Origin of the sequence: Leclercia sp. UBA5076 (genome assembly GCF_002416465.1) — a bacterium.
Classification (GTDB): Bacteria; Pseudomonadota; Gammaproteobacteria; order Enterobacterales; family Enterobacteriaceae; genus Enterobacter.
Genome location: NZ_DIAO01000012.1, coordinates 140,412 through 156,406, shown reverse-complemented (window position 1 = coordinate 156,406; position 15,995 = coordinate 140,412). Strand labels below are relative to the sequence as shown.

The following is a 15,995-nucleotide window of genomic DNA, read 5'->3' as shown; positions in this document are numbered from 1 at the left end:
TTTCTTACCAGTACAGTTTCCAGCTCTGGGTAAAGCGCACCAGCGCTTCGACGTAGAAGTAATCCCCCCAACTGGCGCACTCGTCCACGCCTTTATTGCTGGCGAGGTGATACACAGAGTGTTTCAGCACGCCGTTGCCCTTCTCCTCTTTTCCCATCAGGTAGTGCCTGGTCAGCGAGGACATGATCCCTTTCGCCCACGCCAGATAGCGCTCGCGATCCGGGTCAGTCACCGGCAGGTGCTTCACCAGCTCCAGCAGGCCGCATACCGCAATCGCCGCTGACGATGAATCACGCAGCGCGTCGGTGCCCACCAGCGCCAGATCCCAGTGGCAGACGTAATCCTCCGGCAGGCGGTTGAGGAAGTAGTTTGCCAGCCGTTTTGACAGGGCGATCATCGTCTCGTCGCCGGTATAGATATAGCTCAGCAGAAAGCCGTAAATCCCCCACGCCTGGCCCCGCGACCAGCAGGAGTCGTCCGCATAGCCCTGCTGGGTATTACCGTAGCGCGGCGCGCCGGTGACCACATCCATATAGTAGGTGTGGAAGGTGGAGGCATCGTCACGGATAAGGTACGTTGCGGCCTGCATCACATGGGCTTTAGCGGCCTCGGCAAAGCGCGGATCGCCGGTCTGCTCCGTCGCCCAGTAGAGCAGCGGCAGGTTCATGTTGCAGTCGATGATCATCCGGCCAGCCTGTTCCGGGTCGGCCAGATCGCCCCACGCCTGGATGATCTTCGCCTTCTCGTGGAAGCGCTCCAGCAAAGCTTCTGCCGCCAGCAGCGAGAAGCCGCGCGCCTCGCGACTGCCGGTCAGCCGCCAGTCCGCCACGCAGGAGAGCGTGTAGAGGAAGCCGAGATCGTGGGTGTTGGTGTCGCTGCGCCCGGCAATGCGCAGGCCAAACGAGCGCGTGTGTTTTTGGGCCATCTCACGGAATTTCTCGTCCCCGCTCATCTCCCACGCCAGCCACAGCTGCCCGGTCCAGAAGCTGGTGGTCCACTCGACGTTATCGGTCAGGGGATAAAACCCCTCTTTGCAGGTTTCTGCCGGGAATTTGTCACCGAATTCCGTTAAATGACGGCTAATCAGGTCGAGGATATGGCTGCGTGCCGAGATTAATTCATCGCTAAAGGCGCGTTCATCCACGGGCACGGGAATATCGGCCAGACGTTCCTCGGTGATACGACTTAACATAATTCGATTCCTTCTTTGACGACGTAAATTAGTGATGCTCAGCAACGTTCAGCGTTTTTGCGCCGCGCCATTTGCTCTGGCAGGCGGATAACGTGAAGGCGGAAATAAGGGTAAAGGTCAGCGCCGTAGCGCCCATGATGATATAGGTCTGCTCAAAGCCGATGCGGTCATACATATAACCCGCAGGGGAAGAGACCACGACATTACCGACGTAGAGCATTGCCTGATAGCCCAGCAGATACATGGTGGCGTTCACGCGTTTATCGAAATGCTCGGCGATATATTTAAAGACCGACACCAGCAGGAGGCAGATCTCCAGACCGTACAGCGGCTTGAGAACCGAAATAAGCAGGTGCGAATCGCAGATCCCGGAAATAATCAGGCGCGCCCCGACAATCAGACCGACAATCAATAACCCGCGCTTGGCGCCAATAAAATTCACGAACAGCGGGATGACCATATACATGACAAATTCCATCCCCGACTGCACGGTGCCCAGATAGCCAAATACCGCGTTGCCCTGGTGCACATCATCAAAGAAGGTGACGAAATAGCGCGAGAACTGCTGCTCGGCGATAAACATCATCCACGCCACGCCCGCCACGTACAGGCAGAAGGCCCAGAATTTGCGGCTGCGCAGCAGGGCGTAAACATCCGCCGGAACGATTTTCTCTTTGGTCAGCACCTCACCGGCATGGGCCGAGTTGGTGTTCACCTTCAGGCTCAGGAGGACAATCAGCATAATGACCGACGCCACGCTGCCCATAATAAAGTTGTACGCAGGAGAGAGGTTAAACAGCAGGCCGGAGAACGACGATGCCACCGCCCAGCCGAGCGATCCCCACATACGGATCTGACCAAATTCCATGCCGTTCAGACGGCTGAAACGGTCGGAATAGGATTCGCACGCCGCGACGCCCGCATACCAGGCGAAACTTAAATAGAGCGCGCCGATAATAATCCCCAGCATGGTGTTGGACATTAACAGCGGCTGATAGACATAAATAAAGAACGGCGCCATCAGGGCGGACATCGCCACCACAAAATAGAGCAGGTATTTGCTCATGCCGATCTTATCCAGAATATAGCCATAGATCGGTTTCAGAATAACGGAGAAGACACCATTTACCGCAAATACGGTGCCGATCACCGAGCCGCTCAGGTTGGCTTTTTGCCCGAGCCAGATCGCCAGCAAACCAATACTGGCCGACCAGGTAAAGAAATAGAGAAAGATAAAACTGCTGATTTTGTAATATTCAGTTTTGTTGCTCATACCATCCTCGCCGATATCCAGGGTAAGGCTCTTATAAAATGAACGACAGCTTACGTTCGCTTCCGGGCGCGCAAATAACGACCCGGTTATCTTCTATTTTCAGTTGTGGTGTGTTTGCCTCTGCACGCGCTTTCCCGGAGGCGTATACCGCACTGCATAGCCAGCTCTCCCCCTGCGGGAGAGTGGTGGTCAGCACCGGAATGGCGGCGCATTCGGCAAACATGATGCTGCTGTTGGGTGGCGTCACCACGCTGTCAGGCTGACGGCTGATGACAGGCGACAGATCGACAATGACGCTGCTGCCGTTCGCGGCATTCAGATAACTGCCGCGCCCGATAAGCTGATGGTCGGTTTTCATTACCGCAAAACCGCCCTCCACCGTCTGCAACGTGCGGGCGCTGTTGATGCGGTGCAGGCGCAGATGCCACTCGCCAAACGGCACCAGCCAGCTCTCAATGTGGACGTCGTGCCACGGCGACCAGCGCGAAAAGATGAAGTTCTCGTCGACGCGGACCGCCTCGCATTCACGGCGTCCGCGGAAGTAGTTATCACCATCGGCCAGCAGCAGCATGGAGTCGCAGGCAGCATGCTTGATGCCGAAGCGTCCGCGCTCGATGGTGAACCCAAAGCGGCTGGAGTAGGCAAATTTGGTGTATTTCGCCTCGGTGTTCACATAGTTGTTCAGCTCCAGCTGTCCGGCGGTGAGCATCGTGACGTGATCCGCCTGCATCAGGATCTGCTGGGCATGGGGAATGAGGCGCTTTTCGGCAAGCGCAGGTAATGGCTGCTCTTCTGCCTGCCAGAACGGATGGCTCTCCGGCAGGGCCAAAATCAGGTAGGTTTTCAGCGCCCAGTAAGGCGAGCCGGGGGAGTTATAGTCCTCGCACATCGCCAGGTTCGGGTAGGCGAAGCCAAGCGTCAGGATCCCGTCGCGATCGGTCATCGGCTGCTGCTGCCACCAGCGCAGATGACGGAGGATGATCCCTTTCACAACCCCCGGCGTGAACACCTCCAGCCCGGAAAAAGCCACCGCGCTCCAGAAGGCGACCATCGCGAAGCGGTAGGTCAGGCTGCGGCCAAAGGGCACCGAGGCGCCGTCGGCGGCGGACATATAGATAAAATCTTCCGCGAACAGGCGCGAACGCTGGCGCAGCACCTCTGCCCTCGCCTCATCACCGCTCAGGGTGGCGTAGAGCAAACCGTAAAAGTGAAACGCCATTGAGATGTAGTAGTCCTTTGGCCGTCCCGGACCGTCGGAGTACCAGCCGTCCCCCAGATAGTAGGTCTCCATCATGGCGAAGCGGCGATCGATGGCCTGCTGGTCGTAGGGCAGTCCGGCGCGCTTAAAGCCAAGCTGGACCATGATGGCGAAGTAGTTCCAGTTGCTGTCCGGCATCGTCGCGTCGGTGATCTGGTTCAGCCAGGCGTGCAGATTCATCAGCTCACGTTCGCTAAACAGTTCAGTAAGTTTGTCCTGTAGGAGCGCCAGCCCGAGGCCATAGGCCGCCATCTCCACCAGACGCTGGTCATAAGGCCCGGCTTCGCCCCAGTAGCCTGCGCTTTGCGGATCGGTACCCTGCTTAATGGCGGTGAGGTACTTATCGCTGAACGGCGTACTGTCGCCTGCGGCCATCAACGGAAACAGCCCCCATAAGATCCGGGAGAGCCCCTCCATCTGCGCCACATCCCGGGCGTAGTGCGCGCAGGTATCGCCCAGTGAAAACCGCGAGCTTCCCGCCGGAAACTGATTATCTACCGCCGCAAGCCACATGTTCAGGGCCACCACCAGATCCTGGCGGGATGACAACGGATTTGATTTTTCTTTATTTGCCGCGCACATACGCTTGTCCTCGCAATCAACTGCGGCAAAGCATAGTTAATCAACAAGGTGCAGAAATGTTAGCCGGGTCACAGGAGTGAGAGATGAATAAACCTGCAGTTGAGGAAATTTAAAATGGTGGTTTATAAAGAGGAAAGAAAAGGGAAAAGTTGAGTTTTATTGCACTATGCGCGAGACACCTACGCCGGAACACCTTGAGCTCATCACCCTGAACGATACCCTCGTGTCGTTCAGTCGCCTGTTCGCCAACACCGTGCGCTATCACCACTGGCATCAGTGTCTGGAGATTCTCTATGTCGAAGAGGGCTTTGGCGTGGCGATTGTCGATAACCGCCACTACACCATGCGCCCGGGGAGGCTATTTTTCTTTCCCCCCTTTACCCTGCACAAGGTGATGGTCGACCCCCAGGCCGAAGCGAACTACCGCCGGACCATTATTCATCTCGATCAGCATGCGGTAATGAAAGCCCTGCGTGATTTTCCCCAGACCCAACAGCGACTCCAGAAGCTGTCCCAACGGGGAGGAGAAGCCTGGGTAGCGGACATGGCCCACTGCCACAGCCATATCGATCATCTCTTCAGCTGCTACCCGCCGCCGTTGAACGGCGAGCGCATCGCCAGCCTGCTGATTAGCCTGTTCGCCATGCTGCCGCACGATGACGAAGGCCAGCCCGGCAACAGCCACGGTATTGCCAGCCAGGTAATGTTCTGGCTGGATGAGCACTACCAGCATAAGTTCAGTCTTGATGCGCTGGCAGACGAGCTGGGTAAATCCCGCAGCTACGTATCACGGAAATTCCATGCGGAGACGGGAGAGAAAATTCACGATTACCTGAATACGTTACGATTACGCAAAGCCTGTGAGAGCCTGCTGCATTCAGACGCCAGCGTGCGGGAGATTGCCGCCCGGGTGGGGTTTTCAGACGTGACCTACTTTATCAGCGCGTTTAAAAAGGGGATCGGAGAGACGCCCTTACAGTACCGGAAGAATCATCTGCAGCCCTGAGACACACGGCTGCGCGCTCATGTTCATTCATCTCTGAAAAAATGACAGCATAGTGATACTTTTCCTGTTCATCATAACGGCGGATTAATGGCCCCCTGACTGAGCAGGCAGCATCAGAATAAAGCGCGTCGAGGTTTTATCTGACTCAACGGATACCCGTCCATTATGGGCAGTAATAATGGATTTAACGATCGCCAGACCGATGCCGCTGCTGTTTTCATCTTTTCGCTGACGAGAGGGATCGACCCGATAAAAGCGATCGAACAGCCGGGGTAAATGCACAGGCGCTATAGGCGTGCCCGGGTTTTCCACACTAATATGCACTTCCTCTTCCCCTGAGCGCAGGTGAACGGTAATGGTGCTCCCACGTGGGGTATAACGGATGGCGTTTGACAGTAAGTTGCTTATTGCCCGACGCAGCATCAGCGGATCGCCCTCCACCGGGGTGGCCTGCCCCTCCAGGCTTAGCGCTACTTCGCGTTCCTCGGCCAGGGCTTCAAAGAAGTCGAAAACCGTGGCGATCTCCGTCGCCAGATCCAGCTTCTCTTTTTCCGGGATCAGCTGGTTATTATCTGCCTGGGCGAGAAATAGCATATCGCTGACCATTTTCGACATGCGTGAAAACTCCTCCAGGCTAGAGTAGAGCACTTCCTCCAGCTCTTTCACGTTACGTGGCTGGCTGAGAGCTATTTCGGTTTGCGTGACAAGATTAGTGATCGGGGTACGCATTTCATGAGCAATATCGGCAGAAAAATTGGACTGCCGGTTAAAGACATCTTCTATACGCTCAATCATATGGTTAAAAGAGATCACCAGCCTTTCCAGCTCAATGGGCACATTTTGGTTATTTAAGCGGACACCGAGATCGGCCGAGCTAATATTTTTGATCTGCTGACTTAAACTGCGGATAGGTTTATGCCCCTGATAGACGGCAAACAGCACAATAAAGATCACGATAATGCTGATTATCGACGCCATTATCATCAGCTTGTTTTTGAGGTCATTGATATAATGCAGATGAAAATTGATCGATAGCGCCATCAGTAAATTATAGGCGGGCGTGCCATCTGCTTTTTTGCCGATGGGTAGCATAATTATACGCCAGGCGCTGTGCTGCGCCTGCGCACTATCAGCCATTCCCTGGTGCGGGGCGGGATCACGCCATAAGAGCACATGTCCGGCACGCAAATCTCTGGCAGGGGCGGGATCGTTGAGAAGGGTGTTCAAATCGGGTCCGGTTGAGGACTGAAAAACCGGACGATTATCCCTATCCAGCAGCAAAACAGAGATATTGGCGAAGCCTGCCACGACATTTTGCAGGATTTCCAGCCGCTCTTTTTCCGGCTCCTCCTGATGGCTCAGTACCGTTTCGAGGGTGAAGCCTATCTGCTTCAAATCATGAATATCGCGCTCTTCGAAATGTGCCTTTACGGAGTGGATCATTACCCAGGTGAAGACAAAAAAAGAGGCAATGGTGGCGAGGCTGATAAAGAACGTGAGCCGCGTGGCCAACGAAAAAGGCCGGGGGGAGCGCCTAAAGATCATCTGGCACCTCAAGCATATAGCCTACACCGCGCACGGTCTGGATGAGCCGTGGTTCAAAATCGTTATCAATCTTGCCCCGCAACCTTTTCACCGCCACGTCGATGGCGTTGGTATCGCTGTCAAAATTCATGTCCCAGACCTGAGACGCAATCAGCGACCGGGGCAACACTTCGCCCTGATGACGAATGAAGAACTCCAGCAAGGTAAACTCCTTGCTGGTCAGCGTGATGCGCGTTCCGTTGCGCGTTACCTTACGGCTGACCAGATCGAGGGTCAGATCGGCTACCTGAAACTGGCTTTCGACCATCACCGCCGCGCCACGACGTAGCAACGTCTTTACCCGGGCCAGCAGTTCGGCAAAGGCAAAAGGCTTAATCAGATAATCATCAGCGCCCAGCTCAAGCCCTTTGACCCGATGTTCAATGGTGCCCAGCGCGGTGAGCAGGAGAATGGGCATCCCTTTGTTGGCCGTGCGCAGCATCCTGACAATATCCCAGCCGTTCACATCCGGCAGCATAATGTCGAGGATCAACAGATCGTAATCTGCGGTCATTGCCAGATGAAAACCGTTCAGGCCGTTGTCTGCCAGATCGACAATAAACCCGGCCTCTTTCAGCCCCTTAGTCAAATACTCGCCGGTTTTTTTCTCGTCTTCGACGATCAGAATTTTCATGACGTTCTCTCCCTGCCCTGCGCTGCGAGCCTGAGATTTTAGGCATCCCGGATTCGATAGCAAAGGCATATTCCGCTTAATGACAGCTTTGTCATTTTCCTGTCACCCGTCAAACAGAGTCCGGAACGTAAAGTACCCGTCGTTGAACTACCCCTTTAAGGATCCGCCCGGGCGAGAAAACCTATGCGTAAATTTCAATTAATGACGCTCAGCGTAAGTTTTATTCTGACCGGCTGTCTTTCGCTGGCACCGGAATATCAGCGCCCGTCCGCCCCGGTGCCGTCGCAATTCTCGCTCAGCCAGAATGCATTAGTGGCTACAACGCCGGGTTACCGGGATAGCGGCTGGCGGGCCTTTTTTGTCGATCCGCACGTCAAGGCCCTGATAGACGAAGCGCTGGTAAATAACCGCGATTTGCGAATGGCGGCGTTGAAAGTAGAGGAAGCCCAGGCGCAATACGGCGTAACGGATGCCGACCGTTTTGCGCAACTGACGATGGATGGCCGTAAAACAGTGAGCGGGAGAGTGGACGGGAATGCATCGACCACGGGGGACTATGAAGCAGGCCTCAACCTTAGCTTCGATCTGGATTTCTTTGGCCGCTTAAAAAATCTGAGTGAAGCTGAGCGTCAGGCGTATCTTGCCAGCGCCGAAGCTCATCGGGCGGTACATATTTTACTTATCTCGAATGTATCGCAGGCCTATTTCAATCAGCAGCGGGCCTGGGCCCAGCTCCAGGTGGCCCAGGAGACGTTCGCCAACTATGAGCGTGCTTATACCTTTGTTGAGAAGCAACTGCTGACAGGCAGCACCAGTGTGCTGGCACTGGAGCAGGCGCGTGGCGTCATAGAGAGCACCCGCAGCGATATCGCCAGGCGGCAAGGGGAGCTGGTGCAGGCCGATAACGCCCTGCATCTGCTGCTGGGTACCTGGAACCCGCTGCCGAAGAATGGCTATCGCGAGGATATTGCAAATAATGGCGTAGTATTACCGCCAAATCTCTCCTCAAACATTTTATTGCAGCGCCCGGATATCATGCAGGCTGAACACGAGCTGCTGGCGGCCAATGCCAATATCGGTGCCGCCCGAGCCGCTTTTTTCCCGTCCATCACTCTCACCAGCGCGTTATCCAGCAGCAGTACCGAGTTATCCAGCCTGTTTTCTGCGGGCAGTGGGATGTGGAATTTTATCCCCAAAATCGAGCTGCCTCTGTTTAATGCCGGACGTAATCAGTCGAACCTCAGCCTGGCTGAAATTCGTCAGCAACAGTCGGTAGTGAATTATGAAAATAAGATCCAGACCGCCTTTAAACAGGTTGCGGATGCGCTTGCATTACGCCAGCACATTAGCGATCAGATTGCGGCGCAGCAGCGCTATCTCACCTCGCTGCAGATAACCCAACAGCGCGCCAGAGGCCTCTATCAGCATGGCGCGGTCAGCTATATCGAAGTGCTGGATGCCGAACGCGCCCTGTTTACCACCCGGCAGACCTTACTCGACCTTAACTACGCCCGTCAGGTAAACGAAATTACGTTATTCACCGCTCTCGGCGGCGGCTGGATTGAATAACCCCCTTACTTCACTCAGGAATTATCACGATGAAAACGCTCTCTACCGCACTCTTTTTCGGCCTCTGTTCCGCGACCCTGTTCAGCGCGCACGCCAGCGACAGGCATGACATGGCAAACATGCAGCCCACCGCGGCAACGGCAGAGCAACATCCGGTGGTCAACGCCACAGGAGAAGTCAAACATATTGATATGCAAGAAAAAAAGATAACCATCGCCCACGGACCTGTCGCGGCATTGAACTGGCCAGCAATGACGATGCGCTTCACCCTGACCCCCACGACGCACCTGCAGGATATTAAACCGGGCGACAAGGTTGAATTTACCTTTGTGCAGCAGGGCAACATCTCGTTATTACAGGATATCCACACCCAGGATTAATTTCGCCAGATACGGTGCACTGAGCGTGAATGGAATAACTATGATGCCTTTCAACATTAAAAACACAGCACTTATTGTCGGTGGCGCGATCCTGGGCGGGAGCATTACCGCGGGCATTGCTTTCTCTATTTCAGCTGCGCATTCGACCACGGAAGCTCCCGCCACAGAGCAGCACCGGCAAGTGCTGTTCTGGTATGACCCGATGTACCCCAACACCCGCTTTGATAAACCAGGCAAGTCACCCTTTATGGATATGGATCTGGTGGCGAAGTATGCCGATGAAGAGGGAGGGGAAACCCCTGCCCCTGGCATTCGCATCGACCCGACCCAGACACAAAACCTCGGCGTAAAGGTGGAGTCGGTTCGCCAGGGGCCGCTGCAGTATCAGCGGACCTTCCCGGCCAATGTCAGCTACAACGAATATCAGTTTGCCATCCTGCAGGCACGCTCAGCGGGCTTTATTGAGAAAGTCTATCCCCTGACCGTGGGGGACAAAGTGCGCAAAGGGATGCCGCTGGTGGATATGACTATCCCGGACTGGGTTGAAGCACAGAGTGAATATTTACTCCTGCAGGAGACTGGCGGGACAGGTACTCAAACTGAAGGGATCCTTGAGCGCCTGCGGCTGGCGGGTATGCCGGACGAGGCTGTACGGCGTCTCATCTCCAGCCGCAAAATTCAGACCCGCTTCACGTTGAAAGCGCCTATTGACGGGGTGATTACCGCATTTGATCTGCGCAGCGGGATGAACATCGCTAAAGACAACGTAGTCGCCAAAATCCAGGGTATGGACCCGGTGTGGATCACAGCCTCAGTGCCAGAATCCATCGCCTGGCTGATTAACGATACATCACAGTTCACGTTTTCTGTGCCGGCATGGCCGGATAAAACGCTCTCCGTGAAGAAATGGTCGCTGCTGCCGAGTGTGGATGCGGCAACCCGCACGCTCCAGCTGCGCCTGGAGGTGGATAACCCGGATGAGACCCTGAAACCGGGTATGAATGCCTGGTTAAAACTCAACAGCCAAAGTCAGCCCATGCTGTTAATTCCTTCCACCGCGTTAATCGACAGCGGTGATGAGCAACGGGTTATTACCGTTAATAGCGAGGGGCGTTTCGTCCCGAAATTGGTTGAAGTGTTCCATGAATCCCAGGGCGTCACCGCCATTCGTACCGGGCTTACAGAGGGTGAAAAGGTCGTGTCGAGCGGCCTGTTCCTGATCGATTCAGAGGCAAACATCACAGGCGCGCTGGAGAGAATGCGTACAACCGGCCATCCGCACGAAGGGAAAGCAAATGATTGAATGGATTATTCGCCGTTCGGTGGCTAACCGTTTTCTGATGTTAATGGGCGTAGCGTTTCTCAGCATCTGGGGTACCTGGACAATCCTCCACACCCCGGTTGATGCCTTGCCGGATCTCTCTGACGTACAGGTGATCGTAAAAACCCAGTATCCGGGCCAGGCTCCGCAACTGGTAGAAAATCAGGTCACCTACCCAATCACCACCACCATGCTCTCTGTGCCAGGCGCAAAAACGGTGCGCGGCTTTTCGCAGTTTGGTGATTCGTATGTGTATGTCATTTTTGAAGAGGGTACCGATCGGTACTGGGCGCGCTCCCGGGTGCTGGAATACCTCAACCAGGTCCAGGGCAAACTGCCCGCGGGCGTAACGGCAGAAATGGGTCCGGATGCCACCGGCGTAGGCTGGATCTTTGAGTATGCGCTGGTGGATCGCAGCGGCAAACACGATCTGGCTGAACTGCGCTCTTTACAGGACTGGTTCCTGAAATATGAGCTGAAAACTCTCCCGGATGTTGCCGAAGTGGCGTCGGTGGGAGGCGTGGTTAAAGCTTACCAGATCGTGGTCGATCCTCAGAAACTAACCCAGTTCGGCATCAGTCTGGCGGAGGTGAAAGCCGCAGTGAATGCCTCCAATCAGGAGGCGGGGGGTGCCTCTGTCGAGCTCTCTGAAGCCGAGTATATGATCCGGGCCAGCGGCTACCTGCAAACGCTGGATGATTTCAATGCCATCGTGCTAAAAGCTGGCGTCAACGGTGTACCGATTTATCTGCGTGACGTGGCGCGGGTGCAGACTGGACCGGAAATGCGCCGGGGTATCGCTGAGCTTAATGGCGAAGGAGAAGTGGCCGGGGGCGTGGTGATCCTGCGTTCCGGTAAAAATGCCCGGGAGGTGATCTCCGCGGTCAAAAATAAGCTGGAGACGTTAAAGCAAAGCCTGCCGGAAGGGGTGGAGATTGTCACCACTTACGACCGCAGCCAGCTCATTGACCGGGCCGTCGGTAACCTGAGCCATAAACTGCTGGAAGAGTTCATTGTGGTTGCCCTGGTCTGCGCCCTGTTTCTCTGGCATTTGCGCTCCGCGCTGGTGGCGATTATTTCACTGCCGCTTGGCCTGTGCTTCGCCTTTATCATCATGCGTTTTCAGGGAATTAACGCCAATATCATGTCCCTTGGCGGCATTGCCATTGCCGTTGGCGCGATGGTGGATGCCGCTATCGTGATGATCGAAAATGCCCATAAGCGCCTGGAAGAGTGGCAACACCAGCATCCGGGCCAGAAGCTACGCAACGACACACGCTGGCAGGTGATCACCCAGGCGTCCGTTGAGGTTGGACCGGCGCTGTTTATCAGCCTGTTGATTATCACTTTGTCCTTCATTCCGATCTTTACCCTGGAAGGCCAGGAGGGACGCCTGTTCGGACCGCTGGCTTTTACCAAAACCTGGTCGATGGCGGGGGCTGCCCTATTAGCGATCATGGTGATCCCGATCCTGATGGGATTGTGGATCAGAGGCAAGATCCCGGCGGAAACCAGTAATCCATTGAACCGCCTGTTGATCCGCCTGTATCACCCCCTGTTGCTCAAAGTGCTGCGCTGGCCGAAAACGACCTTACTGGTGGCGGTGCTGTCGGTTTTGACCGTCATCTGGCCGCTCAATAAGATCGGGGGGGAGTTTCTGCCGCAAATTAATGAAGGCGATCTGTTGTATATGCCCTCTACCCTGCCGGGCATTTCCGCTGCGCAAGCGGCGGCGATGTTGCAAACTACCGATAAACTGATCATGACCGTGCCGGAAGTTGCGCGCGTTTTTGGCAAAACCGGAAAAGCGGAAACGGCAACCGACCCGGCACCGCTGGAGATGGTGGAAACAACCATTCAGCTGAAACCTGAAGATCAGTGGCGACCGGGTATGACAATGGACAAGATCGTGGCCGAGCTGGATAAAACGGTGCGCCTGCCGGGGCTGGCAAACCTTTGGGTACCGCCCATCCGTAACCGCATTGATATGCTCTCGACCGGGATAAAAAGCCCTATTGGCATCAAAGTCTCCGGTAGGGTTCTGGCCGATATCGACGCCACAGCAGAGCAGATTGAAGGGGTGGCCAGAACCGTGCCGGGGGTCACCTCGGCTCTGGCAGAGCGTCTGGCTGGCGGGCGCTATATCAACGTGGAGATCCAGCGCGACAGAGCGGCGCGCTACGGTATGACCCCAGCCGACGTGCAGCTGTTTATTACCTCCGCCGTCGGTGGGGCCATGATTGGCGAAACGGTGGAGGGCATTGAACGCTATCCTGTTAACCTTCGCTATCCCCAACGCTATCGCAATAGCCCGGAACAGCTGCGTCAGTTGCCCATCCTGACCCCGATGAAACAGCAAATCACCCTTGGGGATGTCGCAGACGTAACGGTCTCAACAGGCGCGTCGATGCTCAAAACAGAAAACGCGCGTCCCACAGGCTGGATTTATATTGATGCCCGCGATCGTGACCTGTTATCAGTAGTTAACGACCTGAAGCAGGCGATTGCTGAAAATGTGCAGTTAAAACCCGGCATCAGCGTAACCTTCTCCGGGCAGTTTGAATACCTTGAGCGCGCCAGCCAGAAGCTGAAATTGATGGTGCCGATGACACTACTCATCATCTTTGTGCTGCTGTATCTGGCATTTCGTCGCGTTGGTGAAGCGTTACTGATCATTACCAGCGTCCCCTTTGCCCTGGTGGGCGGGTTCTGGTTCCTGTTATGGATGGGGTTTCACATGTCGGTAGCCACCGGTACTGGCTTTATTGCGCTGGCCGGGGTAGCCGCGGAATTTGGGGTAGTAATGTTGATGTATCTGCGCCATGCCATCGAGGCCGATCCATCTCTGGACGATCCACGCACCTTCAGTACTGTAAAACTGGACGCTGCGCTGTATCAGGGAGCGGTTCTGCGTGTGCGGCCTAAAGCGATGACGGTCGCGGTGATCCTTGCCGGTTTGCTGCCCATTTTATGGGGCGCTGGCGCAGGCTCGGAAGTGATGAGCCGGATTGCTGCCCCGATGATTGGTGGCATGATCACGGCACCACTGCTGTCGCTGTTTATTATTCCGGCGGCCTATAAATTGATGTGGCTGCACAGGCACCGTCGCGCCCGCGTTTAGAAAGACTTTTCCTGGGCCTTTACCCGTTTGCGTTATTCAGCAGCTAACGCGGCGGATAAAGGCCTTATGAAAAGAGGCCTCGCTGGTCAGCGATCGCTACGGGAGAGGCTCTGAGCAGCGATCTGCATCCGCAGTGAGGTCAGTACGGTAATGCCATCAACCCTCGATATCTGCCAGGTCGCCCTTCTCCTGCAGCCAGTTGCGGCGGTCTTCCGAGCGCTTCTTGGCCAGCAGCATATCCATCACCGCAGTGGTCTGCTGCTCATCTTCATCGCTGATGGTGAGCTGCACCAGACGGCGGGTATTCGGATCGAGCGTGGTTTCACGCAGCTGCAACGGGTTCATCTCGCCCAGCCCTTTAAAGCGCTGCACGTTAGGTTTGCCCTTCTTGCGTTTAAGCTGCTCCAGCACGCCCGCTTTCTCTTCTTCCGTCAGGGCGTAATAGACCTCTTTACCGAGATCGATACGGTACAACGGCGGGAGTGCCACATAGACATGGCCGTTTTTCACCAGCGTGCGGAAATGCTTCACAAAGAGCGCGCACAGCAGCGTGGCGATGTGCAGACCATCGGAGTCCGCATCCGCAAGGATACAGATCTTGCCGTAACGCAGCTGGCTGAGATCTTCGCTGTCCGGATCAATACCGATCGCCACCGAGATGTCATGCACCTCCTGCGACGCCAGCACCTCATCGGAAGAGACTTCCCAGGTGTTAAGGATCTTACCCTTCAGCGGCATGATCGCCTGATATTCACGGTCGCGCGCCTGCTTGGCCGACCCGCCCGCAGAGTCCCCTTCCACGAGGAACAGCTCGGTGCGGTTCAGATCCTGTGCGGTACAGTCCGCCAGCTTGCCCGGCAGCGCAGGGCCGCTGGTGAGCTTTTTACGCACCACTTTCTTCGCCGCGCGCAGACGGCGCTGGGCGCTGGAGATCGCCATTTCGGCCAGCATTTCTGCGGCCTGCACGTTCTGGTTCAGCCACAGGCTGAAGGCATCTTTCACCACGCCGGAGACAAACGCCGCGCACTGGCGTGAAGAAAGCCGCTCTTTAGTCTGACCGGCAAACTGCGGATCCTGCATCTTCACGGAGAGGACGTAGGCGCAGCGCTCCCAGATATCTTCCGCCGACAGCTTCACGCCGCGCGGCAGGATGTTGCGGTATTCGCAGAACTCACGCATCGCGTCCAGCAGCCCCTGGCGCAGGCCGTTCACGTGCGTGCCGCCCTGCATGGTCGGGATCAGGTTAACGTAGCTTTCAGTCAGCAGCTCGCCGCCTTCCGGCAGCCACAGCAGCGCCCAGTCCACCGCTTCCGTATCACCGGCAAAATTACCGATAAACGGTTTTTCCGGCAGGGTTGGCAGGCCGTTAACCGCTTCGCCCAGATAATCATTCAGACCATCCTGGTAGCACCAGCGCTGCTCGCTGTTGTTGACCTCATCCTTGAAGGTAATTTCTACCCCAGGGCAGAGCACCGCTTTCGCTTTCAGGATGTGCGTTAAGCGAGAAACCGAGAAACGCGGGCTGTCGAAGAAGCTCTCGTCCGGCCAGAAGTGGACGCTGGTACCGGTATTACGTTTCGCGCAGGTACCGATCACCTGCAAATCCTGCACTTTATCGCCGTTCTCAAAGGCGATGTTGTAGACCTGGCCGTCGCGCTTAACGGTCACTTCAACGCGTTTGGAAAGGGCGTTCACCACGGAGATACCTACCCCGTGCAGACCGCCTGAGAACTGGTAATTTTTATTGGAGAACTTACCGCCCGCATGCAGGCGGCAGAGGATCAGTTCAACCGCCGGCACACCCTCTTCCGGGTGGATATCGACAGGCATGCCGCGCCCGTCGTCGATCACTTCCAGCGACTGGTCGGCATGCAGAATAACGTCAACGCGTCTGGCATGACCCGCCAGCGCTTCGTCGACGCTGTTATCAATTACTTCCTGGCCCAGATGGTTTGGGCGCGTGGTATCGGTGTACATCCCCGGACGGCGGCGAACCGGCTCAAGCCCGGTGAGTACCTCAATGGCATCAGCGTTATAGGTTTGCGTCATGATTTAAACTAGCAATTCGCAGCGAT

Annotated in this window: 11 protein-coding genes; 5 read left to right on the top strand and 6 right to left on the bottom strand. The window is 55.8% G+C overall.

Annotated features, from left to right (window positions below; translation table 11 throughout):
• Positions 1 to 4: 4 nt before the first annotated feature.
• The 3 genes from B3X29_RS12425 to B3X29_RS12415 are packed head-to-tail and all read right to left on the bottom strand — an operon-like array spanning position 5 to position 4,305.
• Positions 5 to 1,192, bottom strand: a complete 1,188-nt coding sequence (locus B3X29_RS12425) for a glycoside hydrolase family 88 protein (RefSeq protein WP_103176975.1) — start codon at positions 1,190 to 1,192, stop codon at positions 5 to 7.
• 28 nt (positions 1,193 to 1,220) lie between these two features.
• Positions 1,221 to 2,465 (bottom strand): oligosaccharide MFS transporter, encoded by a 1,245-nt coding sequence (locus B3X29_RS12420; RefSeq protein ID WP_197431824.1) that lies wholly within the window; start codon positions 2,463 to 2,465, stop codon positions 1,221 to 1,223.
• A 31-nt stretch (positions 2,466 to 2,496) separates the two neighbouring features.
• Complete coding sequence (locus B3X29_RS12415) at positions 2,497 to 4,305, bottom strand: DUF2264 domain-containing protein (RefSeq protein WP_159339945.1); 1,809 nt, start codon at positions 4,303 to 4,305, stop codon at positions 2,497 to 2,499.
• A gap of 166 nt (positions 4,306 to 4,471) precedes the next feature.
• Here B3X29_RS12415 and B3X29_RS12410 point away from each other — a divergent pair, with 166 nt between their 5' ends.
• Positions 4,472 to 5,311 carry an AraC family transcriptional regulator gene (locus B3X29_RS12410; RefSeq protein WP_103176978.1) on the top strand — a complete coding sequence of 280 codons (840 nt, stop codon included), beginning with the start codon at positions 4,472 to 4,474 and terminating at the stop codon, positions 5,309 to 5,311.
• An 84-nt stretch (positions 5,312 to 5,395) separates the two neighbouring features.
• On the opposite strand, the gene B3X29_RS12405 is transcribed toward B3X29_RS12410, so the two are convergent.
• A complete protein-coding gene (locus B3X29_RS12405; RefSeq protein ID WP_159339944.1) occupies positions 5,396 to 6,856 on the bottom strand; it encodes a Cu(+)/Ag(+) sensor histidine kinase in 1,461 nt (486 codons plus the stop codon).
• Positions 6,846 to 7,529 carry a copper/silver response regulator transcription factor gene (locus tag B3X29_RS12400; protein WP_103176980.1) on the bottom strand — a complete coding sequence of 228 codons (684 nt, stop codon included), beginning with the start codon at positions 7,527 to 7,529 and terminating at the stop codon, positions 6,846 to 6,848. Before B3X29_RS12400 ends, B3X29_RS12405 begins: the two co-directional genes overlap by 11 nt.
• 183 nt (positions 7,530 to 7,712) lie before the next feature.
• Between B3X29_RS12400 and B3X29_RS12395 the strand changes: the two genes are divergently transcribed.
• The 4 genes from B3X29_RS12395 to B3X29_RS12380 are packed head-to-tail and all read left to right on the top strand — an operon-like array spanning position 7,713 to position 13,920.
• Positions 7,713 to 9,098: a Cu(I)/Ag(I) efflux RND transporter outer membrane protein gene (locus B3X29_RS12395; protein ID WP_159339943.1), complete on the top strand. Its 1,386-nt coding sequence runs from the start codon at positions 7,713 to 7,715 to the stop codon at positions 9,096 to 9,098.
• A 29-nt stretch (positions 9,099 to 9,127) separates the two neighbouring features.
• Positions 9,128 to 9,478 (top strand): cation efflux system protein CusF, encoded by a 351-nt coding sequence (cusF, locus tag B3X29_RS12390; protein ID WP_159339942.1) that lies wholly within the window; start codon positions 9,128 to 9,130, stop codon positions 9,476 to 9,478.
• Positions 9,479 to 9,518: 40 nt separating this feature from the next.
• Positions 9,519 to 10,781, top strand: coding sequence for an efflux RND transporter periplasmic adaptor subunit (locus B3X29_RS12385; protein ID WP_159339941.1), 1,263 nt, complete (start codon positions 9,519 to 9,521; stop codon positions 10,779 to 10,781).
• The gene (locus tag B3X29_RS12380; RefSeq protein WP_159339940.1) at positions 10,774 to 13,920 is read left to right on the top strand and encodes a CusA/CzcA family heavy metal efflux RND transporter; all 3,147 of its coding nucleotides are present in this window, start codon (positions 10,774 to 10,776) and stop codon (positions 13,918 to 13,920) included. The genes B3X29_RS12385 and B3X29_RS12380 overlap by 8 nt, the downstream gene beginning before the upstream one ends.
• Before the next feature lie 156 nt (positions 13,921 to 14,076).
• Here the strand turns inward: B3X29_RS12380 and parE are convergent, their stop codons facing one another.
• Positions 14,077 to 15,969 carry a DNA topoisomerase IV subunit B gene (parE, locus tag B3X29_RS12375; protein ID WP_103176985.1) on the bottom strand — a complete coding sequence of 631 codons (1,893 nt, stop codon included), beginning with the start codon at positions 15,967 to 15,969 and terminating at the stop codon, positions 14,077 to 14,079.
• Between the last annotated feature and the right edge of the window lie 26 nt (positions 15,970 to 15,995).